The organism is Terrabacter aerolatus, assembly GCF_007991735.1.
Lineage (GTDB): Bacteria > Actinomycetota > Actinomycetes > Actinomycetales > Dermatophilaceae > Terrabacter > Terrabacter aerolatus.
Genome location: NZ_BJYX01000011.1, coordinates 54,282 through 76,969, shown reverse-complemented (window position 1 = coordinate 76,969; position 22,688 = coordinate 54,282). Strand labels below are relative to the sequence as shown.

The 22,688-nt window shown below is 71.9% G+C and carries 23 protein-coding genes and 1 riboswitch; of the genes, 3 read left to right on the top strand and 20 right to left on the bottom strand.

Translation table 11 applies throughout. The features are described 5' to 3' along the window. Positions 1 to 71: 71 nt before the first annotated feature. The gene (locus TAE01_RS11650; RefSeq protein ID WP_147066579.1) at positions 72 to 692 is read right to left on the bottom strand and encodes a CE1759 family FMN reductase; all 621 of its coding nucleotides are present in this window, start codon (positions 690 to 692) and stop codon (positions 72 to 74) included. Further along, positions 689 to 1,849 carry an LLM class flavin-dependent oxidoreductase gene (locus tag TAE01_RS11645; protein WP_147066577.1) on the bottom strand — a complete coding sequence of 387 codons (1,161 nt, stop codon included), beginning with the start codon at positions 1,847 to 1,849 and terminating at the stop codon, positions 689 to 691. The genes TAE01_RS11650 and TAE01_RS11645 overlap by 4 nt, the downstream gene beginning before the upstream one ends. A 108-nt stretch (positions 1,850 to 1,957) precedes the next feature. Between TAE01_RS11645 and TAE01_RS11640 the strand changes: the two genes are divergently transcribed. Beyond that, positions 1,958 to 2,719 carry a TrmH family RNA methyltransferase gene (locus TAE01_RS11640; protein ID WP_147066574.1) on the top strand — a complete coding sequence of 254 codons (762 nt, stop codon included), beginning with the start codon at positions 1,958 to 1,960 and terminating at the stop codon, positions 2,717 to 2,719. A gap of 82 nt (positions 2,720 to 2,801) precedes the next feature. Here TAE01_RS11640 and TAE01_RS11635 read toward each other — a convergent pair whose 3' ends face one another. Both TAE01_RS11635 and TAE01_RS11630 read right to left on the bottom strand, forming a co-directional pair. Next, a complete protein-coding gene (locus TAE01_RS11635; RefSeq protein ID WP_147066572.1) occupies positions 2,802 to 3,341 on the bottom strand; it encodes a DUF1697 domain-containing protein in 540 nt (179 codons plus the stop codon). A gap of 3 nt (positions 3,342 to 3,344) precedes the next feature. Further along, positions 3,345 to 4,220, bottom strand: a complete 876-nt coding sequence (locus TAE01_RS11630) for a PhzF family phenazine biosynthesis protein (RefSeq protein ID WP_147066571.1) — start codon at positions 4,218 to 4,220, stop codon at positions 3,345 to 3,347. A gap of 71 nt (positions 4,221 to 4,291) precedes the next feature. On the opposite strand from TAE01_RS11630, the gene TAE01_RS11625 reads away from it, so the two are divergent. Beyond that, complete coding sequence (locus tag TAE01_RS11625; RefSeq protein ID WP_147066570.1) at positions 4,292 to 4,921, top strand: histidine phosphatase family protein; 630 nt, start codon at positions 4,292 to 4,294, stop codon at positions 4,919 to 4,921. Between the two features lie 96 nt (positions 4,922 to 5,017). Here TAE01_RS11625 and TAE01_RS11620 read toward each other — a convergent pair whose 3' ends face one another. The 11 genes from TAE01_RS11620 to clsA form a co-directional block, all read right to left on the bottom strand. Continuing rightward, on the bottom strand, positions 5,018 to 6,505 hold the full coding sequence (locus TAE01_RS11620) for a glutamate-cysteine ligase family protein (RefSeq protein WP_147066568.1): 1,488 nt from the start codon (positions 6,503 to 6,505) through the stop codon (positions 5,018 to 5,020). Positions 6,506 to 6,622: 117 nt separating this feature from the next. Then, entirely contained in the window at positions 6,623 to 9,550 is a 2,928-nt protein-coding gene (gene gcvP, locus TAE01_RS11615) for an aminomethyl-transferring glycine dehydrogenase (RefSeq protein WP_147066566.1), read from the bottom strand. 77 nt (positions 9,551 to 9,627) lie between these two features. Beyond that, positions 9,628 to 9,727: riboswitch (glycine riboswitch) on the bottom strand. 114 nt (positions 9,728 to 9,841) lie between these two features. Then, positions 9,842 to 10,426 (bottom strand): MerR family transcriptional regulator, encoded by a 585-nt coding sequence (locus TAE01_RS11610; protein WP_147066564.1) that lies wholly within the window; start codon positions 10,424 to 10,426, stop codon positions 9,842 to 9,844. Between the two features lie 203 nt (positions 10,427 to 10,629). Next, a complete protein-coding gene (locus TAE01_RS11605) occupies positions 10,630 to 11,151 on the bottom strand; it encodes a bifunctional nuclease family protein (RefSeq protein WP_142177907.1) in 522 nt (173 codons plus the stop codon). Positions 11,152 to 11,192: 41 nt separating this feature from the next. Then, a complete protein-coding gene (ftsR, locus tag TAE01_RS11600) occupies positions 11,193 to 11,918 on the bottom strand; it encodes a transcriptional regulator FtsR (RefSeq protein ID WP_147066562.1) in 726 nt (241 codons plus the stop codon). Next, the gene (locus tag TAE01_RS11595; protein ID WP_147066561.1) at positions 11,915 to 12,385 is read right to left on the bottom strand and encodes an FHA domain-containing protein; all 471 of its coding nucleotides are present in this window, start codon (positions 12,383 to 12,385) and stop codon (positions 11,915 to 11,917) included. The genes ftsR and TAE01_RS11595 overlap by 4 nt, the downstream gene beginning before the upstream one ends. Before the next feature lie 115 nt (positions 12,386 to 12,500). Next, positions 12,501 to 12,890: a glycine cleavage system protein GcvH gene (gene gcvH / locus TAE01_RS11590; protein WP_147066560.1), complete on the bottom strand. Its 390-nt coding sequence runs from the start codon at positions 12,888 to 12,890 to the stop codon at positions 12,501 to 12,503. A gap of 208 nt (positions 12,891 to 13,098) precedes the next feature. Beyond that, positions 13,099 to 14,166, bottom strand: coding sequence for a DUF881 domain-containing protein (locus TAE01_RS11585; RefSeq protein ID WP_147066559.1), 1,068 nt, complete (start codon positions 14,164 to 14,166; stop codon positions 13,099 to 13,101). A 2-nt stretch (positions 14,167 to 14,168) separates the two neighbouring features. Continuing rightward, positions 14,169 to 14,501: a small basic family protein gene (locus TAE01_RS11580; RefSeq protein ID WP_142185479.1), complete on the bottom strand. Its 333-nt coding sequence runs from the start codon at positions 14,499 to 14,501 to the stop codon at positions 14,169 to 14,171. Next, positions 14,498 to 15,544, bottom strand: coding sequence for a DUF881 domain-containing protein (locus TAE01_RS11575; RefSeq protein ID WP_246111295.1), 1,047 nt, complete (start codon positions 15,542 to 15,544; stop codon positions 14,498 to 14,500). Before TAE01_RS11575 ends, TAE01_RS11580 begins: the two co-directional genes overlap by 4 nt. Next, on the bottom strand, positions 15,541 to 16,149 hold the full coding sequence (gene clsA / locus TAE01_RS11570) for a cardiolipin synthase ClsA (protein ID WP_222594116.1): 609 nt from the start codon (positions 16,147 to 16,149) through the stop codon (positions 15,541 to 15,543). Before clsA ends, TAE01_RS11575 begins: the two co-directional genes overlap by 4 nt. A 120-nt stretch (positions 16,150 to 16,269) precedes the next feature. Here clsA and TAE01_RS11565 point away from each other — a divergent pair, with 120 nt between their 5' ends. Continuing rightward, positions 16,270 to 17,688: a YibE/F family protein gene (locus TAE01_RS11565; RefSeq protein ID WP_147066558.1), complete on the top strand. Its 1,419-nt coding sequence runs from the start codon at positions 16,270 to 16,272 to the stop codon at positions 17,686 to 17,688. A gap of 48 nt (positions 17,689 to 17,736) precedes the next feature. Here TAE01_RS11565 and TAE01_RS11560 read toward each other — a convergent pair whose 3' ends face one another. The 5 genes from TAE01_RS11560 to TAE01_RS11540 all read right to left on the bottom strand — a co-directional run bounded on the left by TAE01_RS11560 (position 17,737) and on the right by TAE01_RS11540 (position 22,610). Next, the gene (locus TAE01_RS11560; protein WP_147066557.1) at positions 17,737 to 19,482 is read right to left on the bottom strand and encodes an Ig-like domain-containing protein; all 1,746 of its coding nucleotides are present in this window, start codon (positions 19,480 to 19,482) and stop codon (positions 17,737 to 17,739) included. Further along, positions 19,482 to 20,216, bottom strand: a complete 735-nt coding sequence (locus TAE01_RS11555) for a hypothetical protein (protein ID WP_147066556.1) — start codon at positions 20,214 to 20,216, stop codon at positions 19,482 to 19,484. Before TAE01_RS11555 ends, TAE01_RS11560 begins: the two co-directional genes overlap by 1 nt. A gap of 105 nt (positions 20,217 to 20,321) precedes the next feature. Further along, complete coding sequence (locus TAE01_RS11550; RefSeq protein ID WP_147066555.1) at positions 20,322 to 20,849, bottom strand: hypothetical protein; 528 nt, start codon at positions 20,847 to 20,849, stop codon at positions 20,322 to 20,324. 316 nt (positions 20,850 to 21,165) lie between these two features. Then, positions 21,166 to 21,501 (bottom strand): protealysin inhibitor emfourin, encoded by a 336-nt coding sequence (locus TAE01_RS11545; RefSeq protein ID WP_147066554.1) that lies wholly within the window; start codon positions 21,499 to 21,501, stop codon positions 21,166 to 21,168. A 59-nt stretch (positions 21,502 to 21,560) separates the two neighbouring features. After that, on the bottom strand, positions 21,561 to 22,610 hold the full coding sequence (locus TAE01_RS11540) for a M4 family metallopeptidase (RefSeq protein ID WP_147066553.1): 1,050 nt from the start codon (positions 22,608 to 22,610) through the stop codon (positions 21,561 to 21,563). Positions 22,611 to 22,688: the final 78 nt, after the last annotated feature.

Here is a 22,688-nt window from a genome sequence, read left to right as displayed (position 1 = left end):
CCGTGGTCCCGACCGGGCCGTCGCTGCCGGGCCGTCGACCCCGGTCGTCTCCCTCGTCGCGCGCTGCCGGCTCAGTGCCGCAGGTCGGTCAGCATCGACTCGAAGGGCGTCACCTGGGCGAAGGGGTCGACCCGGGCGGCGCGCGGCGAGCCCTGGACCAGGGCCGCGAAGGCCGTGCCGGCGCGCTCTATGCGCTCTCCGAGGCGACCGGCCTCGACACTTCCCCAGTCCTCACTGGCCGCGAACACGGCGACCGGGGCGACGAGCGCGCCGAGGTGGGCGAAGAGCGGCCGCAGCGCGTGGTCGATGGCCAGCGAGTGGCGGGCCGTGCCGCCGGTCGCGCCGAGGAGCACCGGGGTGTCGCGCAGCGCGTCCTGGGGCAGCACGTCGACGAGCATCTTGAACAGCCCGCTGTACGACGCGGCATACACGGGTGTCGCGACGACGACGGCGTCGGCCTCGGTGATCGCGTCGAGGCGCACCTGCAGGTCGGGCGACGCGAAGCCGGTGAGGACGTTGTTCGTCAGGTCGTGGGCGACGTCGCGCACGTCGACGACCTCGACGACGACGTCCAGCGGCGCGAGGGCCCGCACCGTCGCCTCGGTGAGGCGGTCGGCGAGCAGGCGTGTCGAGGACGGCTGGGTCACGCCGGCCGTGACGACGGCGAGGTGGAACGGGGTCTGCGTGGTCATGAGGTCACCTCCAGGGTGGTCGGCTCGGGCGAGGCGCCGGTGACGTCGTCGGCGGCGGCGTGGACGGTGGTGTCGCGCGCGCCGCCGGCGGCGGCGACCCGCGCGGCGTGGGTCGGGGCGTCCGGCACGTGCGCCGGCTTGAGCGCGGCGAACTCCTTGCGGAGCACCGGCACGACCTCTTCGCCGAGGAGGTCGAGCTGCTCGAGGACGGTCTTGAGCGGGAGCCCGGCGTGGTCGACCAGCCACAGCTGGCGCTGGTAGTCGCCGGCGTACTCCCGGAAGGCCAGCGTCCTCTCGATGACCTCCTGCGGGCTACCGACGGTGAGCGGCGTCTGGCTCGTGAACTCCTCGAGCGTGGGTCCGTGCCCGTAGACGGGCGCGTTGTCGAAGTAGGGCCGGAACTCGCGGACGGCGTCCTGGCTGTTCCTGCGCATGAAGACCTGACCGCCGAGGCCGACGATCGCCTGGTCGGCGCTGCCGTGGCCGTAGTGCTCGAAGCGTCGGCGGTAGAGCTCGACCATCTGCTTGGTGTGGCTGGCCGGCCAGAAGATGTGGTTGGAGAAGAAGCCGTCGCCGTAGTAGGCCGCCTGCTCGGCGATCTCGGGGCTGCGGATCGAGCCGTGCCACACGAACGGCGGCACGCCGTCGAGGGGACGCGGCGTCGAGGTGAAGCCCTGCAGCGGGGTCCGGTACTTGCCCTGCCAGTTGACGACGTCCTCGCGCCACAGCCGGTGCAGCAGCGCGTAGTTCTCGATGGCGAGCGGGATGCCGTCGCGGATGTCCTTGCCGAACCAGGGGTAGACCGGGCCGGTGTTGCCGCGGCCGAGCATGAGGTCCATGCGGCCGTCGCTCAGGTGCTGGAGGTAGGCGTAGTCCTGGGCGATCCGGACGGGGTCGTTCGTCGTGATGAGGGTCGTCGACGTGGACAGGACGAGACGCTCGGTCTGGGCCGCGACGGCAGCGAGCAGGACGGGTGGGTTGGCGGGCGCGGCGAACGGCGGGTTGTGGTGCTCCCCCGTCGCGAACACGTCCAGTCCGACCTCCTCCGCCTTGCGGGCGATGGCGACCGTGGCCTTGATGCGCTCGTTCTCGGTCGGCGTGCGTCCCGTCGTCGGGTCGGTGGTGACGTCCCCGACGGTGAAGATCCCGAACTGCATGTGTCCCAGCTCCTTTTGATTGACGATTCAATCATACCGAACGCCGAGCCCCGCTCCCCCATTCCCGAGCGGCTCGGCGACCCCGGCGCCCTGTGACATCCTGTCGCGGTGAGCGCAGAGATCTCCCCCAAGGACCGCTTCATCACGGTCTACGGACGCAACCCCGTGCACGAGGTCCTCCTCGACGAAGCGGTCCACGTCGACAAGGTCGTCATCGCCGACGGCGCCCGCGGCAGCGGTCTTCGCGAGATCCAGCAGGCTGCACGCCGACGCGGCGTCGAGGTGCAGCACGCGAGCGCCGAGCGGGTCAAGAAGCTCGCGGGCAACGGGCGCCAGGACCAGGGCGTCTTCGCCGACGTCGTGGCGCCGCGGATGCGTCCCCTCGACGTCGCGCTCGAGCAGGACCTGTCGTCGTTGCGGGCGGTCCTCGTGCTCGACGGCGTCACCACGCCCGCCAACGTCGGCATGATCCTGCGCTCGGCCACCGCCGCCGGTGTCGACGGCATCGTCGTGCCGCGCAAGGGCGTCGCCTCGCTCGACCCGCTCGTCGTCAAGGCGTCGGCCGGGGTCGCGTTCCGGGCCCCCATCCTCAAGGCCTTCACGGCCGCCGAGGCCGTGGCCTCCCTCAAGGAGCACGGCTTCCGGGTGGTCGGGCTCGACGCCGACGGTGACGACGACCTCTTCGCCGCCCACCTGCCCGAGCCGGTGGCCTTCGTCCTCGGGAGCGAGACCGCCGGGCTCACGCCCGAGGTCGCCGGGCTCGTCGACACGTGGGTGTCGATCCCCATGGCAGCCGGCGTCGAGTCGCTCAACGTCTCCGCAGCCGCCGCCGTCGTCTGCTTCGAGCTCGTCCGCCGCTCGCGCCTCTGACCGGCCCGTCACCTCGTCGGCCGTCGGGTCCGGCATCCACGTCGGCGCGGGGCGCTGGTCGGCCCTTGCGGCGGCTGCCGCCTCAGCCTCCCCACTTCTCGGCGAGCGCGCGCACGACCTTGATGTCGCGCGCGGTGCCCGTCGCGCCCGTCAGGCGCTCGAGTCGCGCGTTGGTCAGCTTCGCCTGGTGCGCGGGCTTGGTGAGGAAGAGCAGCACGTCGTCCCCGAGGACGACGACCCGTTCGCCGGGCACGTCCCACGCCTCGAGCGCCTGCGCGCCCTCGGTGCTGATCCCGCCCGTCGTGAAGGTCACGTAGCGGCGTGCGTCCGCGCCGAGGGGCGAGTCGACGGCATCGGCCTCGGCCGCCGTGCGTCGCAGCTCGGCGGGGGTGCGGACGACCACGGGCACGTCGAAACCGAACTCGTCGCTGATCAGGCTGCGCAACGACGCCTCGACCTTCGGCACGCTGCGCAGCGACGTCGTGACGCAGACGTTGCCGCTCTGGATGTGGGTGACGACGTCGCCGAACCCGTTGTCGGACAGATGTGCTCGCAGTCGCTCCATCTTGACCCAGCGCTGGCCGACGTTGACGGCCCGGAGGAAGGCGATGTAGGTGGGCACGGCTCAGGCTCCCCGCTTCGCGAGCGAGACACTGCCGTGTCCGACGGGGTCGACCCGGCCACCGACGTGGATGCCGCCCTCGACGTCGAGGTCGAGCAGCAGCCGGGACGGGCGACCCACCGCGGCGCCCTGGCTCACCTCGACCGACAGGTCGCGAGCGCCCTGCGCCACGAGCCAGCCGCCGAGGTTGGCGCACGCCGAGCCGGTGGCCGGGTCCTCGAGGACGGACTGCCCCTGGGTGTGGAAGAGGCGCGCCTCGATGCTCCGCGGCCCGCTCCAGGCCCACGCGTACACGTGTGGAGGTCGTCCCGGAGAGCTCAGGTGATCGACCATGAGGTCCGGGTCCGGGTGGCAGGCACGGACACTGTCGACGTGGTCCAGGCGCACGACGAGCTGCTCCACCCCCGCGTCGACCCAGCTCGCGTCCGAGCGGACGACGGCCGTGGCCTCGACCCCGAGTGCAGCGGCGAGATCCCCGCCGCTCGCGTCCACCGCGCGCAGGCTCGCCGGACGGGCCGTGAGCCGCCACTCGTCGTCGCTCCTCACGACGCCGATGGCCCCGGCCGGCATGGTCAGCTGGACGGTGTCCGCGCCGGCCGCGCGGCCCACGACCTCGGCCGTACCGAGCGTCGGGTGTCCGGCGAACGGCATCTCGTGGTCGGGGGTGAAGATGCGCACGTCCGCCTCCGCCACCTCTCCCGCTGCGCTGCCGCCGGACGAGGTCACGAACGTCGACTCGCTGAGGTTGAACTGGCGCGCCCACGCCTGCATCTCCTCGTCGGTCAGGTCCGCGGCGTCCGGGAAGACGCAGAGCGGGTTGCCCGAGAAGGGCCGGCCCGCGATGGAGAAGACGTTGAGCAGCTCGAAGGCGAGGTCCATGGGAGCGAGTCTGCCCGAACCTCGGTGACCGGCGGGGACCGACGGACGCGCTCGCCGATACTGTGGCGGTCATGGCCACCCCCGACGGCGTCGTTCCCGGCAACATCTACCTCTTCCGGCACGGCGAGACGGAGTGGTCGCTGAGCGGCCAGCACACCGGCACCACCGACCTGCCGCTGCTGCCCGAGGGCGAGGCAGCAGCACGTGAGCTCGCCGACGTGCTGCGCAAGCACCGCTTCGAGCGGGTCCTCGTCTCGCCGCTGCAGCGCGCCAAGCGCACGGCCGAGCTCGCGGGGCTCGGCGACTTCGAGGTCGAGCCGCTCCTGCGCGAGTGGGACTACGGCGCCTACGAGGGCATCACGACGAAGCAGATCACCGCGGAGATCGGCCACCCCTGGGAGGTCTTCGTCGACGGGGTCAAGCCCGGCGTCACCCCCGGCGAGACCATCGAGGAGGTCTCCGCCCGGGCCCAGCAGGTCATCGACAAGGTGTGGCCGGACCTCGAGCACGGCGACGTCGCGCTCTTCGGCCACGGCCATGCCCTGCGGGTGCTGACCGCCACCTTCCTGGGGGTCGACCCTCGCTTCGGCCAGCAGCTCGTCCTCGACGCCGGGTCGATGAGCGTGCTGACGCACCACCGCTCGACGCGCTGCCTGGGGATGTACAACCTCTCCCCGTGGCGGCTGCTCTCCGAGGACTGACCACGGACGAAACCGTCGCGTATGCCGTATGCCGTATGCCGTATGCCGTGTGCCGGGCCACCCGTCACACGCGAGGAGGCCGGTGGCGCAGTCAGGTCAGTCGCGGGGTAGCTCCCACGTGTGCACCGGCTCGTTGGCCATCATGCCCTCGATGTAGTGACGGAGCATCTCGCGGAGCGCCTTGTCGCGCGGCAGGCCCCGGGCCTCGAGCCGCGCCACGCACTCGGTCTGCCACGACGCCCCGTTGACGCCGAGCAGGCACCGCTGCTCGATGATCGTCAGGAAGCGGTCCCGCACGGCCGACGACACGCCCCACCGCTCGAGGCCCTCGTGGGCCATGGGGAGCAGGCGACGCAGCACGAGCTCGGCGGCCGGCACGTCGCCGAAGCCGGGCCAGTAGGTGCGGGCGTCGATGCCGAGACGCGCCCCCTCCTCGAAGTTGGCCTCCGCGGCCGAGAAGCTCATCCGGGTCCAGACCGGGCGGTCCTCCTCCGCGAGGACACGCATCGTGCCGTAGTAGAAGGCGGCGTTGGCCATGACGTCGGCGATGCTCGGGCCGGCGGGGAGCACCCGGTTCTCCACCCGCAGGTGCGGTCGGCCGCCGACGATGTCGTAGATCGGGCGGTTCCAGCGGTAGACGGTGCCGTTGTGCAGGCGCAGCTCCTTGAGCTCGGGCACCTCGCCCCGCTCGAAGACCTCCTCCGGTTCCTCGTCGTACAGCTCGGGCAGCAGCGCCGGGAAGTAGCGGACGTTCTCCTCGAAGAGGTCGAAGATCGAGGTGATCCACCGCTCGCCGAACCAGACCCGAGGGCGCACCCCCTGGTTCTTCAGCTCGACCGACCGCGTGTCGGTGGCCTGGGTGAAGAGGGGGATGCGCGTCTCGGCCCAGAGGCGCTGGCCGAGGAAGAAGGGCGAGTTGGCGCCGAGGGCGAGCTGGGGTCCGGCGAGGACCTGGGCGGCGTTCCAGTGGTCGGCGAACCGCTCGGGCTGGACCTGCAGGTGCAGCTGGATCGAGGTGCACGCCGACTCCGGGGCGAGGCTGTCGGAGTAGCGGGCGATGCGCTCGCCGGTCGGTCCCTCCAGCTCGAGCCAGACGTCCTCGCCGCGGGCGTCGAGGACCGCGTTGTTGAGCGCGGCGTAGCGGATGTTCTCGCTGATCCAGTCGCCCTCGAAGTGCTCGGGCATGACGGTCGGCAGGATCCCGATGGCCACGATCCCGGCGTGGGCCTCGGCGGCCTTGGCCGAGGCGCGGTTGAGGGACTCGCGCAGCAGCTGCTCGAGCTCGATGGCCGAGTCACCCGGGAGGGGGCGCGGGTGGACGTTGAGCTCGATGTTGTAGCGGGCCAGCTCGGTCTGGTAGTCCTCGTCGGCGATCTGCTCGAGCACCGTCTTGTTGTCGAGCTTGGGGCCGAGGTCCTCGTTGACGAGGTTGAGCTCGATCTCGAGACCCGTCATGGGTCGGTCGAACTCGAACTCGCTCTTGCCGAGCATGCGCTCGAACACGTCGAGGTCGCGCCGCACCTTCTCGCGGTACTGCTGCCGCTGCTCGCGGGTGTATCTGGCCTGCTCGACGTCGGCTCCCACGTGAGGAGACAACCACACTCGCGCGCCCGACGCGAGGGGCGGGCACGGAGCGGGCACGGAGCGGGCATCGGCAGGGTGGGTCGCGCCCCGGCCGATGACCGCCCCGTCGGCCCCGCCTCAGCCCTCGAAGGCCTCCGGCGGCGGGCACGAGCAGACGAGGTTGCGGTCGCCGTAGGCGCCGTCGATGCGGCTCACCGGCGGCCAGTACTTGTCGGCGGCGTGGACGCCGACCGGGAAGGCCGCCGCCGTGCGGTCGTAGGGGTGGTCCCACTCCCCCGCGATGTTGAGCGCCGTGTGCGGGGCGTGGCGCAGCATGCTGTCGCCGACGGCCACCTCGCCGGCCCGGATCGCCTCGATCTCGCCGCGGATCGCGATCATCGCGTCGCAGAAGCGGTCGAGCTCGTAGAGGTTCTCCGACTCGGTCGGCTCGACCATGAGGGTGCCCGCGACGGGGAAGCTCATCGTCGGGGCGTGGAAGCCGTAGTCGACGAGGCGCTTGGCGATGTCGTCGACCGTCACGCCCGTCTCGGCCGTGATCTGACGGACGTCGAGGATGCACTCGTGCGCGACGAGGCCGTCGTGGCCGGAGTAGAGCACCGGGTAGTGCTCGCGCAGCCGGGCCGCGATGTAGTTGGCGCCGAGGACGGCCATCTGGGTGGCGTGGCGCAGGCCCTCGCCGCCCATGAGCCGCACGTAGGCCCACGAGATCGGCAGGATGCTCGCCGAGCCGTAGGGCGCGGCCGACACCGGCCCGACACCGGACTCGGGCCCGGCCTCTGCGGCGAGCGGGTGGTTGGGCAGGTGCGGCGCGAGGTGGGCCCGGACCGCGACCGGCCCGACGCCAGGACCGCCACCACCGTGCGGGATGCAGAAGGTCTTGTGGAGGTTGAGGTGGCTGACGTCGGCGCCGAACCTGCCCGGCTGCGCCAGGCCGACGAGGGCGTTGAGGTTGGCCCCGTCGACGTAGACCTGGCCGCCGGCCTCGTGGACGAGCTCGCACAGCTCGGTGATGGTGTCCTCGTAGACGCCGTGCGTCGACGGGTAGGTCACCATGATCGCCGCGAGGTCGTCGCGGTGTGCCTCGACCTTGGCGCGCAGGTCGTCCATGTCGACCGTGCCGCCGGCGGCGGTCTTGACGACGACGACCTTGAGCCCGGCCATGACGGCCGAGGCCGCGTTGGTGCCGTGGGCGCTCGCCGGGATGAGGCAGACGCGACGGTGACCCTCGCCGCGCGCCTGGTGGTAGGCGTGGATGGCGAGGAGCCCCGCGAACTCGCCCTGGGAGCCGGCGTTGGGCTGGAGCGATACGGCGTCGTAGCCGGTGATCTCGCACAGCCAGGCAGACAGGTCGTCGATGAGGGCACGGATGCCGACGGTCTGCTCGGCCGGTGCGAACGGGTGGAGGTTCGCGAACTCGGGCCAGGTCACCGCCTCCATCTCGGTGGTGGCGTTGAGCTTCATGGTGCACGACCCGAGCGGGATCATGCCGCGGTCGAGCGCGAAGTCCCGGTCGGAGAGCCGCCGCAGGTAGCGCAGCATCGCCGTCTCGGAGTGGTGCGCGTGGAAGACGGGGTGGGTGAGGAAGTCGGTCGTGCGCACCAGGGCCTGAGGTATGCCGTGCGCTCCCGTGCCGCCGGCACCGGGGAGCGCGCCGTCGGAGCCCTTCACGCCGAGGACGTCGAGAACGGCCTGCGCCGTCGCCGGCGTGGACGTCTCGTCGAGGCTGACCGAGAAGCGGTCCGCGTCGACGCGCCAGACGTTGATCCCGTTCTCGGCGAAGCGCGCCGTGACCTCGTCGGCACGACCGGGGACGACGACGGTGACGGTGTCGAAGAACGACGTCGTCTCGACCTCGAGGCCCCCGTCGACGAGGGCGCGGCGAAGAGCGGTCGTGAGTCCTGCGACCCGCTGCGCGATGGCCACGAGACCCGCGGGACCGTGCCACACGGCATACATGCTCGCCATGACGGCGAGGAGGACCTGCGCGGTGCAGATGTTGGACGTCGCCTTCTCACGGCGGATGTGCTGCTCGCGCGTCTGGAGGGCCAGACGGTAGGCCTGGTGTCCCTCCGCGTCGACGGAGACGCCGACGAGGCGTCCGGGGATCTGTCGCTCGAGGCCGCGGTGGACGGCCATGTAGCCGGCGTGCGGACCACCGAAGCCCATCGGGACGCCGAAGCGCTGGGCGCTCCCGACGGCGATGTCGGCGCCCCACTCGCCGGGCGCCGCGGCCAGGGTGAGGGCGAGCAGGTCGGCGCAGGCCGTGACGAGACCCTTGGCGTCGTGGACGGCGGCGGTCAGCGGCGCCCAGTCGACGAGCTCGCCCGTGGCGTCGGGGTACTGCACCATCGCGCCCACGACCGCCTTGCCGCCGGCGGCGGCCGAGAGCGAGTCCGCGTCGCTGACGGCACGCAGGTCGGCGACGGCCAGGGGCAGTCCCAGCGCCTCGGCGCGGGTACGCATGACGGCGATCGTCTGGGGGAAGAGGCGCTCGTCGACGAGCACGACGGCATCGGCCGGCGCCTTGCTCGCCCGCCGCATGAGCGACATCGCCTCGGCCGCGGCCGTCGACTCGTCGAGCAGGGACGAGCCTGCGACGTCGAGGCCGGTCAGGTCGGTGATGACGGTCTGGAAGTTGAGCAGCGCCTCGAGGCGGCCCTGGGAGATCTCCGGCTGGTAGGGCGTGTAGGCGGTGTACCAGGCGGGGTTCTCGAGCACGTTGCGGCGCACGACCGGCGGGGTCACCGTGCCGTAGTAGCCGAGCCCGATGAGAGAGGTCAGCACGGTGTTGCGTGAGGCGAACCCGCGCAGCTCCTCGATGACGGCGCTCTCGCTCGCGGCCGCCTCGACCCGCAGGGGGGACTCGGAGCGGATCGCGCCGGGGATGGCGCGGTCACACATGGCATCGAGGCTGGGCTGGCCCACCACCTCGAGCATGTGGCGCACGTCGTCGCCGGCCGGCCCGACGTGGCGGCTGACGAAGTCGGCCATCACCGTCTCGGTGGACGTTCCGGTGGTGACGGGCACGAGGTGGTCGATCGACATGCGGGCTCCTGACGGGTTCGAGCGGACGACACACGCTCCCCGTCTGTCGAGCCCGCACCGGGGCTCTCCAGAGTTGCCTCACCCGCATGGTCCTGGCGCCTGAGAGGTTCCGGGGATGTTGCCCCTTCGGCGCCTCGCAGGTGCAGCGCACCCCGAGGACTCTCCCACGCAGGGTCGATCGGCACTGCCGAATCTACCAGCAGGAGCGGGCTCCCCCGACATGCGAACGGCCCGTCCGGGTCGTCCGGTCGGGCCGTGTCGGGAGCTGCTGGGTCAGGCGGTGGGAGGCGGTCAGGCCATCCGGCGGGCCTGCCGGCGCGCGGTCAGCTCGTCGTCGGGGTGCTCGAGCGAGAGGTCCTCGTCGGCCCGCTCGCTGGGCAGGTGGGCCAGCTCGCCCTCGACCTCGCGCCAGACGCGTCCGACGGCGATGCCGAAGACGCCCTGCCCGCCCTGGACGAGGTCGATGACCTCGTCGGCGGAGGTGCACTCGTAGACGGAGGCGCCGTCGCTCATCAGGGTGATCTGGGCGAGGTCCTCGACGCCGCGCTCCCGCAGGTGGCTGATGGCGACACGGATCTGCTGGAGGGAGACCCCGGTGTCGAGCAGGCGCTTGACGACCTTGAGCACGAGGATGTCGCGGAAGCCGTAGAGCCGCTGCGTGCCGGATCCGGTCGCGCTGCGCACCGAGGGCTCCACGAGGCCGGTGCGGGCCCAGTAGTCCAGCTGGCGGTAGGTGATGCCGGCGGCCTTGCAGGCCGTCGGCCCGCGGTAGCCGCTGTCGACGTCGAGCTCGGGCAGGTCGTCGGTGAACAGCAGGCCCTGGGACCCGACGGGCAGGGCCCGACCGGTGTCGCGCGCGTCCTCGATGGCGGCCATGCCGTCCTCCTCGTGCTCAAGCTGCGATCCGCGGTGGTGCGGACGTGCAGACGACATCCAGATAACTACAGTCACGTCGTTCTCCGAAGGTAGGCCGCGGTCCGGCTGCGGTCAATCACCCCGGGCCTGCAGCGGCGGCGTGTCGGAGGTCGGAAGCAACCTTCGAGGTCTACCTGAAGGTCATAGATGTGAGGGTGGGACCCTCAGTCCGGGCGGTCCGGCAGGTCCGGGCGGTCCCCGGGCTCCTGCGACTCGGGCGAGGGGCCCTCGAAGTCCTCGGCCGACACGTGGTCGAGGAACTCCTTGAACCGCTCGACCTCGTCGTCCTCCTCGGACGAGACGACGATGGCGGCCTCGTCGAGGATGGCCGGTTCGACGAGCACCTTGGCCCCGGTGCGCAGCGCGAGCGCGATGGCGTCACTGGCCCGCGAGCCCACCTCGACCTTGCCGTCGATGATGAGCGCGGCGTGGAAGACGGAGTCCTTGAGAGCGACGATGCGCACCTCGGTCAGCTCGTGGCCGAGCACGGCCAGCAGGTCGCGCATGAGGTCGTGGGTCAGCGGACGCGGGGGCACGACCCCCTGCTGTGCGTAGGTGATCGCCGCGGCCTCGGCCGCCCCGATCCAGATCGGCAGGTATCGCCCCCCGTCCCGCTCCCGGAGCAGCACGATCGGGTGGTTCGTGGGCATCTCGACGCGGACGCCCAGGACATCGACCTCTCTCACTCCTCCACCGTACCCCGGCCCGTGACCGCGGCGGACGGCCCTCAGCGGGCGAGCCCGGCCCGGACGAGCGCGGCGTGCAGCGCGATGCAGGCGGCGGCGATCTCGGCGGCCCGGTCCTCGCGGCTGCCGCTCCCCCGTCGGGTGGCCAGCACCTGGTCGACGAGCCCGACCTCCCGGTCGGCCGCGGTGCGGAAGGGGCGCAGGTGGCGGGGCTCGAGCCCGTGCTCGGCGAGCGTGCGCGCGGCGGCGGCGACCGAGAGCGCCTCGTGGCCGAAGTGTCCCCGCTCGTCCGGCTGGAGCAGCCCGTAGGTCTCCAGGGCGTGCATCGTGGCGCGGTCGATGCCGGTGGCCTCCCGCAGCTCGGGCCCGGTCAGGGCCACGGCGGGGCGTGGGAGGAGGTCGGCGGGTCGGGGCACCTCGGGGTCCACACCCGGCGCGGGTGGCTGGGGCCGGCCGCCGGGGTCGTCCCCCGGCTCGGACAGGCCGCGGTCGAGGGCGTCGAGGGCGTCCCGGATGACCTTGAGCGGCCAGTAGCGGTCCCGCTGGGCGGTGAGGACGTAGCGCAGTCGGCGCACGTCGTCGTCGGTGTAGGTGCGGTAGCCGGAGGCGGTGCGGTGCGGGAGGACGAGACCCTCGGCCTCGAGGAAGCGGATCTTCGAGGCCGTGACGTCCGGGAAGTCCTCGGACAGGGCCGCGAGGACCTTCCCGATCGTCAGGCGTCGGGGGGCGGTGCCGCCCGCTTCACCCGCCGCCGAGCCTGCGGTCATGCCGTGGTGGGCTGGGGCGCTCCGGACGAGTAGTACACGAGTCGGAACTTGCCGATCTGGACCTCGTCGCCGAGCTGGAGGGGTGCCTCGTCGATGCGCTGCCGGTTGACGTAGGTGCCGTTGAGGGAGCCCGCGTCACGGACGAGGTAGCCGCCGCCCTGGGCGACGAAGAGGGCGTGCTTGCGCGAGACGGTGACGTCGTCGAGGAAGATGTCCGAGTCGGGGTGGCGGCCCGCGGCGACCTGCTGGTCGTCGAGCAGGAAGCGGGCGCCGGTGTTGGGACCCCGGAGCACGACGAGCAGCGCCGTGCCCGGTCGCAGCGCGTCGATCGTGGCCTGGTCCTCGGCCGTGAGGCCTCGGGGTGCGACGCTGTCGACGTGGTCGCTGTCCTGCGACGGCACGCCCTGGAACCGCATGGTGCGGGGTTCGACGTTCATGTCGTCGGGGTCGGGCAGGTTGCTCGACATGCGGTCCTCCTCTGTGGTGCGGGCGGATTCGGGTGCAGCCACTCTAGTAGACCGGGCAGGTGCTTCTCCTGCCCGGATCCACCGCGTACGGATGCCCTCGGGTGCTGCTGGTGGGTCAGGACAGCGAAGCCGTGTAGGCCGCGGCGTCCATGAGTCCGTCGACGGACGAGGCGTCGGCGAGGCGCAGCTCGAACATCCAGCCCTCGCCGTAGGGGTCGGAGTTGATCAGCTCGGGTGAGGCGTCGAGGGCGGCGTTGGTCGCGGTGACCTCGCCCTCGAGCGGGGCGTAGACGTCGCTCACCGACTTCGTCGACTCGACCTCGCCACAGGAGTCGCCCGGCGCGACCGTGTCGCCGACCGCCGGGAGCGAGACGTAGACGACGTCGCCGAGGGCGTCCTGCGCGAAGGCGGTGATGCCGATGCGGACGACTCCGTCGTCGCCGACGCGGACCCACTCGTGGTCGGTGGTGTAGCGCAGGTCGGAGGGGTAGTCCAGGTCGCTCATGTCGCTCCTTCGTCGGTGTGCGGCCACGGTCTGAGGGTCGTCGTGGCCGCGAGTCCTGCCGTGCGGGCTGCCGCGGACGATGTCGCGGCACCCCAGAGGATGCCATGCCGGCGCCGCACGCGCAGGAAGTGGGGTCGGTGAGTGCGCTGTGAACTCCCTGCTGGTCCGCCGGTGCGCCGGCTCGAGTGCGTCGCCGGCGCCCGGAGCGTCACTCGACCGGCTTGGCGTGGGTCATCTCGACGGGCCGGTGGACCGAGGTGATCTCGATGAGGCTCGACTCGGTCACCACCGCCTCGGCGCCCTTCTGGCGGACCGACTCGACGATGCCACCGGGGATGGTCATGGCTGACGAGAGGGTCTTGGAGTCGCCGATGACCTTGATGACGAGGGGGCGCGGCACCGTGACCCCGTCGACCACGAGCTGGCCACCGCGGTCCCCCACGTACGAGGACGCGACGACCCGGACGCCTCCGACGTCGATGGACTCCGCACCCGCGTCACGCAGCTCCTCGATGATGTCGAGGACGATCGGACCGGTCACGGTCTTGGTCGGGTCGGTGACGCGCAGCGTGATCCCGGGCCCCTTGGCAGCCAACGTGCCGGCCAGGATGCCGAGGGTGTCGACGCGCTTCTGCGCCTGGTCCAGGGCCTCGGCCGCCGTGCCCGTTCCGTTCTTGAGCCGGTCCCGGGTGGCTTCGAGCTCGCGGACCTGCTGGTCGAGGCGCGACGAGCGCACCGAGACGTCGTCGAGGAGGCGCACGAGGTCGCTCTGGCTCAGCTCGTCGAGGCCCCTCTGGTTGGTCAGCTGCACCTGGGCCGCGATGCCGGCGCCCAGCAGGACGGCGAGCAGGGCCCCGAGGAGGTTCGCGCGGGTCGCCCGTGGGCGGCTCATCCTCAGCAGGCGCCTCCACGCGGCACCGCCCTCGACGGGGACTCGGCTCGTCCCGGACTCGCGCGCCACCGAGGAGGTGAAGTCCACCTCGGCGCCGTCGTCGAGGCCCGTGCCGAAGACGGGTGCCCGTGGGGCGGTCGGTGCCCGGTCCGGGGCGTGCGCGGAGTCCGGCACGGAGGGCGTCTCGGGCTCCGGACCGGGCTCGTCCGCCACGTCGACGGGCGGGATTGCGGGCGTGGGGTCCGGTGTCGTGGGGTACGCGGCATCAGCGTCGGCGTCGGCGTCATGGCTCGTGGACGCGTCGGGGAGGCTCCCGCCGGGGACGACCGTGGCGTCCGGCTCGACGTCGGGCTGTGCGGGACGACCCTTCTTGCGCTTTGCCATGCTCAGGCCTTGAACAGGTGCCGGCGGATCGAGGCCACGTTGGAGAAGATCCGCACGCCGAGGACGACGACCACACCGGTGGACAGCTGGGCACCGACGCCGAGCTGGTCGCCGAGGAAGACGATGAACGCCGCGACGACGACGTTCGACAGGAACGACACGACGAAGACCTTGTCGTTGAAGATGCCGTCGAGGATGGCCCGGATCGCGCCGAAGACGGCGTCGAGGGCCGCGATGACGGCGATCGGCAGGTAGGGCTGGAGCCACACCGGTACCGACGGGTCGAGGAAGAGTCCCACCGCGAGTCCGGCCAAGAGGCCGAGAACGGGGATCACGATGGGTTCTCCTGACTGGTCGGGGACGCCGGGCTTCCGGTGCCCTGGGCGGCGCTGCTGGCGGGTGCCGAGGGCGTGAGCCGGCTCGAGCTGCTCGTGCCCGTCGGCGTGCTGCTGGCTCCCCCGCTCCCCTGAGGGGTGCTGGAGCCGGACCGCAGCGCGGGTGGTGCGGGCGCCGTCGAGCCTACGGTCGGACCGATGGGTTGCGCGACCTCGAGCCGTGCCGACGAGTCGCCCGGCACGGTCAGCGAGTCGGCGCCCGCCATGACCGACCGGATCTTGTACTGGTCGGTCAGCTGGGAGAGGTAGAGCCCGGCGAAGGACGGCTCGAAGAGCTGCTGGATGCCCTGCGGGTCGCCGAGCGCCGTGATGACGTAGGGCCGCGAGAGGGGCCGGAAGTCGACGATGATGGCCTGCCCCGCGAAGCGGATGGCGGCCGTCGAGCTGAGCCGGTGGCCGTTGATGGAGATCGCCTCGGCGCCCGAGCCCCAGAGCCCGTTGACGATGATCTGCAGGTCGGCCGAGGTGACCCTGCCGTCCTCGAAACCGCTGCTGGGCCGGCTGCCGGCGGTGCCGTCGGCCACCGTCGAGGCCGCGTCGTCGACGGTCAGGGTGACCCCTGGCCCCTTGAGCGGGACCGCGGCCGCCTGGACCTCGAGGTCCTTGATCTGGGCGGTCAGGTCCGGGCCGCCGGACTGCTGCAGCGCCAGGGCCTCCAGGTCGCGGACCTGCTTGCCGAGTGCCGCGACCCTGGCCTCCTGGTCGCTCCCGTGCTTCTGCAGGGTCTCGATGCGGGTGACGAGCACCTTCTTGACCGCGACGGCCGCCGTGGGCTTGGGGCGCAGCGACTGGGCCGCGACGGCGAAGAGGAATCCGGCGAGGATCGCGAGCACGACGACGAGCACCGTGCGTGTCGACGTCGCGGGGGGCAGGCCGGCCGCGGCCCGACGGTCGGCAGCCTCCTGGTAGCCGGCGTCGAGCGGACGCTCCATCATCGTCGTCAGCAGCGTCATCGACTCGTCCGGGCGACGGGGGGCGATCACGACGTCACCGTCCGCGGAGCCCGCCCGAGCACGATCCTGGCGTGCACGGCATACAGCACCGCGGCGAGCCAGTAGAGCACGACGCCCCACCACGCGAAGCCCCACCCGATCGGGCGGGCCAGGGCGCCCAGCCAGTCATCGCGGTGCGCGAGCAGCAGGAGCGGGAAGGCGTAGAGCAGGTTGAAGGTCGCGGCCTTGCCGACGAAGTGCACGGGCAGGCCGAGCTGTCCCCGGGTGCGCAGGAACGCCAGCATGAGGGCCATGACGACCTCGCGGGCGAGGATCACCGCGACCAGCCAGACCGGGATGAGGTCGCGCCACACGAGTCCGAAGAGCGTCGCGAGGATGTAGAGCCGGTCGGCGACGGGATCGAGCAACTGGCCGAGACGGCTCTCCATGTTGAACTGTCGGGCGATCTTGCCGTCGAGGTAGTCCGTGACGCCGGACAGGAGCAGCAGCAGGAAGGCGAGCCCGTCTCGCTCGGACAGGATGGCCCAGAGGAAGACGGGCACTCCCACGAGACGCAGCACGGACAGCACGTTGGGGATCGTCAGGAGTCGCTCCGTCACGACGTGCTCGCGCTCTCCCGTGCTCTCGACCTCCACGGCGGCTAGCCTAACGGCCGCCCCGGAGGGCCGATGCGCGCCTTCGGCATCGATCCGGACACGGCTGGGGCGCGATGGCGCGACCCGCCTCGCGACCGAGGCTCTGGCACACTCGGCACCATGCCCGGCGGACACTCGCACACGCATTCGCATGCCGACCGTGGCGCCTCGGGCCACGTCGCCGTCAGCACGCTCGCCCGGGTGGGGCTGACGCTCGTGCTCGTCCTGGCCGCGGCTGCCACGGTCTACGGCATCGTGCGCTACTGGCCCGGCGACGCGCAGGCCTCCTCCAGCAGCGTGGGCACGACCGACTTCGCGGCCCCCGGGGTCACCCTGCCCGTCGCCGAGGTGCAGAGGGTCCTCCCGGTCTGCCCCGGAGCCGGGTCGAGCGGCCAGGCTTCGTCGGGACCGTCGGGCGGCGTGGGTGATGCGCCAGCGGCGTGCGGCGCGATCACCGTGCAGCTGGCGCAGCCCAGTCCGACCTCGGGGGACGTGCGGCCGACGGTGTCGGTGCAGGTGCCTCCCGCGGTCTCGCTCTCGGGGCTGCGCGAGGGCGACAGCGTCCAGCTGCTGCGGACACCGGCTCAGAACGGTCAGTCCGAGACCTACTCCTTCCTCCAGGTCCAGCGCGGCGCTCCCCTGTCGTTGATGCTGGCCCTCTTCCTCGTCGTCGTGGCCGCCGTGGCGCGGTGGCGTGGCGTGCTCGCCCTGGCCGGCCTCGGCTTCGGCGGGCTCGTCGTCGCCAGGTTCATGCTGCCGGCCCTCCTCGAGGGGCAGTCCGGCCTGCTCGTGGCCCTCATCGGCTCGTCGGCCATCATGTTCGTCGTCCTCTACCTCGCCCACGGGTTGTCGGTGCGCACGAGCACGGCCCTCGCGGGCACGCTCTTCGGTGTGGGCATCACCGCCGGCCTGGGCCTGCTGGCCGTCGACATGGCGCGCTTGAGCGGCGTCGCCAACGACGAGGGCGCCACGCTGGCGTCGTTCGTCACGACGATGAACCCCCGCGAGCTGCTGACGTGCGCGATCATCGTGGCCGGGCTCGGCGTGCTCAACGACGTGACCATCACCCAGTCGTCGGCCGTGTGGGAGCTGCGTGCGGCCGCGCCGTCGATGGGACGCCGTGAGCTGTTCCGGTCGGGGATGCGCATCGGACGCGACCACATCGCCTCGACGATCTACACGATCGTCTTCGCGTATGCCGGCGCCGCCCTCCCGGTGCTGCTGCTCATCTTCCTCTACGACCGTCCCGTGCTCGAGATGCTCCAGACGGAGTCGCTGTCGGAGGAGATCGTGCGGACCCTCTCGAGCGCGATCGGACTCGTCCTCGCGGTGCCCGTCACGACGGCCATCGCCGCGCTCACGGTCGGCGGCGCCAGCGTCGCCACACCGGCAGCCGCCCCCGAGACCGGTGCGGCCCCGTCGGACCGCGGCGCCCCGGAGGCCGGCCGACCGACGGCGGCCGACCTCGTGCGGGCAGCGGACGGGCCGCCGCCTCCGACCACCCGCGCCGAGGCCCGGTCGCGCCTGACGTCGAGGTGACCTCGTCCTGACACCCACGGGACCGGGGCCGTCGAGCGCACGAGGTGGTCAGCTCAGGTTGAGGGTCGCGCTCCACGTGGCGCCGGCCGCGGTCTTGAAGGTCACCGTGATGGATGCCGGGTTGCTGCCCTTCTTCGTCGCCGAGACGCTGCTGGTCGAGGTCGTCGTGTTGGGTGCGACGGTGACGGTGCCGCTCCCGGCCGTCTTGCCCGTGGTCGTCCACGAGATGGTCTCCGTCGCCGAGTTGTAGGCGACGGGGTTGCCCGCCCTGTCCACGAAACCGACCGTCGCGGACAGGACGGCGTTGTTGCCGCCCGTGACGGAGCAGCTGTACCCCGAGCCGGGAGTGCCGGTGCAGGTCGGCGTCTGGGCACTGCCGTCCACGGTGACCCCCGAGAAGCCGAGCCCCGATGCCGAGGCGTTGACGACAGACTCGGACACCCCGGCGGACGTGGACGTCCCGTAGTTCGAGCTACCGGCATACGTGGCCGTGATCGTCCGCGAGCCCGTCGTGGCGAACGACGTCGTGCAGGTAGCCACCCCGGAGGCGTCGAGCGTCTGCGTTCCGGAGGCGCACGACAGGGTGGTGGCGCCGTCCTTGAAGGTGACCGAACCCGTGGGTACTCCCCCTCCGGGCGCGACCGCGACCACGGTGGCCGTCAAGATGAGGCTCTGGCCGGGCGTCACGCTGCCGGCCGAGCTCGTCAGGCTCGTCGTCGTCGAGGCGGGGTTGACGACCTGGCTCGTCGCCGACGAGGTGGAGGCGATGTGGTTGGTCGAGCCGGCGTAGACCGCCGTGATGCTGTGCGTTCCTGCCGACCCGGACGCCACGACGCACGTCGCCGTCCCCGAGCTCAAGGTCTGGGTGGCGCCCCCGGCGCACGTGATCGTGGACCCGCCGTCACGGAAGGTGACGGTGCCGGACGGTACGCCGCCCCCGGGGGCCGGTGCCGACACCGTCGCGGTGTAGGTCACGGACTGGCCGACGACCGACGGGCTCGTCGAGGAGGCCACCCTCGTGGTCGTCGAGGCGGCGTTGACGACCTGGCCCACGACGGACGAGGACGACGCAGCGTAGGGCGCCGACCCGGCATACGCGGCGGTGAGGCTGCGTGTACCGGCGCTCGACCAGGTCGTCGAGCAGGTGGCCGTGCCGGAGCCGAGCGTCTGGGTGCCGCCGCTGCACGAGATGGCGGACCCGCCGTCGCGGAAGACGACCGTGCCCGTCGGCGTGCCGTTTCCTGCGGTGACCGTCGCGGTGAGGGTCACCGTCTGTCCGACGACCGACGGGGTGGCCGACGAGGCGAGGGTCGTGGTCGTGGACACCGCGGCGCGGACCGTGACCGCGGCGCTCGTGGCGCTCGTGGCCGTCCATCCCGAGCGGATCGCCACGACCGTGTAGCGGTAGGTGCCGTCGGGCACCGACGCGTCGGTGCACGAGGTACCGGTGACGAGTGACGTGCTCGACGAGCCACAGGCCCCGGCGATGGTCCCGGACGTGGTGTCGGTGCGGTCCACGCGGTATCCCGCGGGCGCGACCCCGGTGGACGGGGCGCTCCAGGACACGGAGACGCTTGAGCCCCCGCCGGCGGCGGTCGCCGTGACGGCCGACGGCGCCGAGAGGGTGCCCGTGGACCCGCTGCCCGTCCCGCCACCCGCCGTAGACCAGGCGGCCCAGGCGGTCCCCGACACGGTCATGAGGACGGTCAGCAGGAGGCCGACGTGAAGGGCGCGCACGCCGCGGCTCGGGGCGGCACGGCGTGCGCGCGTCTTCGGGGTCGTCCGGTGCGGCATCAGTGCTCCGCCGTCCCGGACCAGCTGAGCGCGAAGCTCTTGGCCTTACAGACGTCCTGGTTGACCGTGGGTAGGTCACGCAGACGGATCGCCGCCGGGGCGGTTCCCGCGACCGGCAGGGTGACGGTCGAGCGCGCCGGGACGAGCACCCGGTCGCCGCCGGTGACCTGCGGCTGCCGCACCTCGAGGTTCGTCGCGGCCGAGCACCCGGGCGGTGTGCTGTCGGCCGCGACGTGGAGCTCGAGCGAGGTGAGGTGCACCGGGACGGGTCCCGGGTTGCTGACGCGGACCGGCACCGGGACCCAGACACCGGGAGCGAGACCGTCGACGCTGCCCGTCACCGTGAGCCGCACACTGGAGGCACGCAGCGCGTCCCGGTAGGCGAACGTGTAGCGGGCCGGGAGGGACTCGCGGCCGGAGGCGTCGACGGCGCGCACCGAGAACGTGTGACGACCGTCCGTCGCCGGGTCCAGCTCCCACGTCAGCGGTGAGGTGCAGGGGAACCAGTCGCGGTCGTCGGTGGTGCAGCGGAAGCCCACCCCGGGCCGGGGGTGGATCCACGCGACCGTGTTGGTCACCGTCGAGGTCGGGTCGGCCGGCACCGAGCGCAGCACCGGGGCCGCGAGCAGCACGCCCGGGGCGACCGTCTTCGCGGCGTCCGCAGACGTGGCGAGAACGACGACGACGCCGAACAGCCCCAAGGCGGTGTGCCTGGTGGATGTCGGCGTCTTCACGGTTCGAGCTCCCTGTCTGGACGGCGTCACGGCCTGCTGGAGGCTCGGGTGGAGGCGGACGGGGTGGGCGCCGGGGTCGATGCGGCGGCCCACCCCGCCGGGGTCTCAGCTGGCGATGTACGTGATGGTCACGGCAGCGCCCTTGCAGGCGTCCTGGTTCGTCGACTTGTTGTTGAACTGCATGGTGAAGGTGCCGCTGGTCGTGGCTGCCGGGGCGAGGTCGGCCTGCGTGACCGCGATGGCGACGGCGTCCGTGGCGTTCGTCGGGGCCACGGCGCCGTTGAGCTTGTAGTCGCTCCCGTCGCAGCCCTGCTTGTCGGTCGAGACGTAGGCCTTGACGGCCTGGAGCTTGTAGTTCTCGCTGCCGTTGTTCGTGACCGTCGCGGTGACCGTCTGGGCGCTGTCGCCGGGGTACATCGCGTTGGCGACGTTGCCGGTGACCTGGAAGACGTTGGAGGCTCCGCCACGGGTCGACGCGGTGCCGCTGCCGCCACCGAGGCTGGTCCAGTAGGCGTAGGCCCCGCCGGCCGTCGCGAGACCGATGACGCCGGCGGCGAGGAAGGCAGCGGACTTCTTCTTCGTGGAGTTCTTCCTGGCGGAGCTCTTCTTCGCGGAGTTCTTCTCAGTGCGCATGGTCCCCCATGACCTTTCCCTCGAGTGGTTTTACCGTTTCTTGGTGATCTGCTGGTGCAACACTGACACGCGAATCAGCCGGAAACAGGGCACGTCGGGCAATGTTGCGCATACCTTGCGGAACGCTTGTGGCGCCAAGGGAGTCCTTGCAGCGAAGGCCGGGAAGGCTTGCGTTACGGGCGGATTCGCGAGGCGCCGCCAACCGTCGCAAGGGCGCGGACGGCATACGACAACGACGACGGGCCGCGCTCTCGGAGGAGAGCACGGCCCGTCGCTGTCAGGTGCCTCGTGGAGGTCCTGCTCCACGGGTCACGGGTCACGGCGCCCGTTGCGGGGTGGCGAGGCCACCCAGGCTCGCCAGGAGCGGCTCCGCGGCGGAGGGGACGGCGCCCTCGGACCATGTGAGGGTCCGGTGCCGGGTCCCGTCGGTGATGTGCACGGTGTAGGTGAACCGGTCGGCGCCCGCGGGGACCACGGCCGCTTCACGCTCCGTGCCGCCCCTGCCCGGCTCATCCGCCGGGGCGTCGAGGAGGTCCCGCGCCACCCGGGCGTGGTCCTGCGGGAGGTCGGAGCCGGCGCACTCGGCCACCAGGTCCAGGCCCGCGATCCCGCCGCTACGACGGTACGTGACGTGCAGTCCGGCGTCGCTCATGTCCCGGGGGTGGGCCGGGTCCGGTAACCCGCTTGGGTCACCGGTGGAACCGGGCAGGTTCACCGCACCCTGACCTTCACCTCGTCCCAGCCCGTCTTGACGGCGGCTGCCTCGTTGCTCGATGCCCCGTAACGGGTCCGAGCCGACCGCAGCGTGAGGGCGGCGAACTTCGAGAACGTCGCGTTCGGCCGCAGCCTCGGGTCGACGAGCGTGTCGTACCAGATCTGTCCCGCTGCCTCCCAGGCGTTGCCCCCGATGGTCGTGGCGATGACGTAGAAGGCGTGGTTGGGGATGCCCGAGTTCGTGTGGACGCCGCCGTTGTCGGAGGTCGTGTGGACGTAGCCGTCCATCGTCGCGGGCTGGTTGTCGTAGTGGTTCGCGGTGCCCGGTGCCTTCATCGACCGTAGGGCGGGTGCGAGCTGCGGGCCGACGATGTCGGCGCCGATGAGCCAGTCGGCGGTCGCCACGTCCTGGCCCAGGTGGTACTGCTTGACCAGCGAGCCGAAGACGTCGGACACCGACTCGTTGAGGGCCCCGGACTGCCCGGAGTACGTGAGGTTCGCCTCGTGCTGGGTCACCCCGTGGGTGAGCTCGTGCCCGACCACGTCGATGCCCTTGGTCGTGTCGGTGAGCATCTGACCGTCGCCGTCACCGAAGAACATGTGGCCGGCACCGTCCCAGAAGGCGTTGTCGTAGTTCGCCCCGAAGTGGACCAGACCCTCGATCGGCAGGCCCTGGTCGTCGATCGAGTCGCGGTGGAAGATGTCCCAGTAGAGCTTGTAGGTGTAGCCGAAGTTGTCGTAGGCCTGGTTCACCGAGACGTCGGCCACCGGCGCCTGGCCCTCCGAGCGGGCCAGCGTTCCGGGGGTGGTGGCCGTCGAGTGCTTCTGGTCGTAGATCGACCGGCTCGGCGTGCCGGCGCCCACGCGCGGCGTGAGCGCCCGGGTGGTCTCGACGGTCCGGGCCGCGTTCTCGGCACGGACGACGCGGAAGCTCTGGTCGAGCTGGAGGGTGTCGAGCAGGGCCTGCCGTTGCGTCGCGTCCGCCTCTCGGGCGACGGCGGCGAGCAGGTCCGGCGGGATGATGCAGGCGAGGGGCTGAAGGGACATCGGGGACTCCGTTCACTAGACACGTCCCCGACGAGCCCGGCTCCTCGAGGCTTACCAACAGTGTGTTGGCTGCCGTCC

Excerpts from the sequence above, each read along its gene's own strand:
- TAE01_RS11585 (WP_147066559.1), bottom strand. The coding sequence starts at position 14,166 with ATGGCAAAGCGCAAGAAGGGTCGTCCCGCACAGCCCGACGTCGAGCCG.
- TAE01_RS11560 (WP_147066557.1), bottom strand. The coding sequence starts at position 19,482 with ATGCCGCACCGGACGACCCCGAAGACGCGCGCACGCCGTGCCGCCCCG.
- TAE01_RS11565 (WP_147066558.1), top strand. The coding sequence starts at position 16,270 with ATGCCCGGCGGACACTCGCACACGCATTCGCATGCCGACCGTGGCGCC.
- TAE01_RS11645 (WP_147066577.1), bottom strand. The coding sequence starts at position 1,849 with ATGCAGTTCGGGATCTTCACCGTCGGGGACGTCACCACCGACCCGACG.
- TAE01_RS11650 (WP_147066579.1), bottom strand. The coding sequence starts at position 692 with ATGACCACGCAGACCCCGTTCCACCTCGCCGTCGTCACGGCCGGCGTG.
- gcvH (WP_147066560.1), bottom strand. The coding sequence starts at position 12,890 with ATGAGCGACCTGGACTACCCCTCCGACCTGCGCTACACCACCGACCAC.
- TAE01_RS11625 (WP_147066570.1), top strand. The coding sequence starts at position 4,292 with ATGGCCACCCCCGACGGCGTCGTTCCCGGCAACATCTACCTCTTCCGG.
- gcvP (WP_147066566.1), bottom strand. The coding sequence starts at position 9,550 with ATGTCGATCGACCACCTCGTGCCCGTCACCACCGGAACGTCCACCGAG.
- TAE01_RS11595 (WP_147066561.1), bottom strand. The coding sequence starts at position 12,385 with ATGTCGAGCAACCTGCCCGACCCCGACGACATGAACGTCGAACCCCGC.
- TAE01_RS11545 (WP_147066554.1), bottom strand. The coding sequence starts at position 21,501 with ATGAGCGACGCCGGACTGCACGTCACGTACCGTCGTAGCGGCGGGATC.
- TAE01_RS11630 (WP_147066571.1), bottom strand. The coding sequence starts at position 4,220 with ATGGACCTCGCCTTCGAGCTGCTCAACGTCTTCTCCATCGCGGGCCGG.
- TAE01_RS11550 (WP_147066555.1), bottom strand. The coding sequence starts at position 20,849 with ATGCGCACTGAGAAGAACTCCGCGAAGAAGAGCTCCGCCAGGAAGAAC.
- ftsR (WP_147066562.1), bottom strand. The coding sequence starts at position 11,918 with ATGACCGCAGGCTCGGCGGCGGGTGAAGCGGGCGGCACCGCCCCCCGA.
- TAE01_RS11540 (WP_147066553.1), bottom strand. The coding sequence starts at position 22,610 with ATGTCCCTTCAGCCCCTCGCCTGCATCATCCCGCCGGACCTGCTCGCC.
- TAE01_RS11610 (WP_147066564.1), bottom strand. The coding sequence starts at position 10,426 with ATGGCCGCCATCGAGGACGCGCGCGACACCGGTCGGGCCCTGCCCGTC.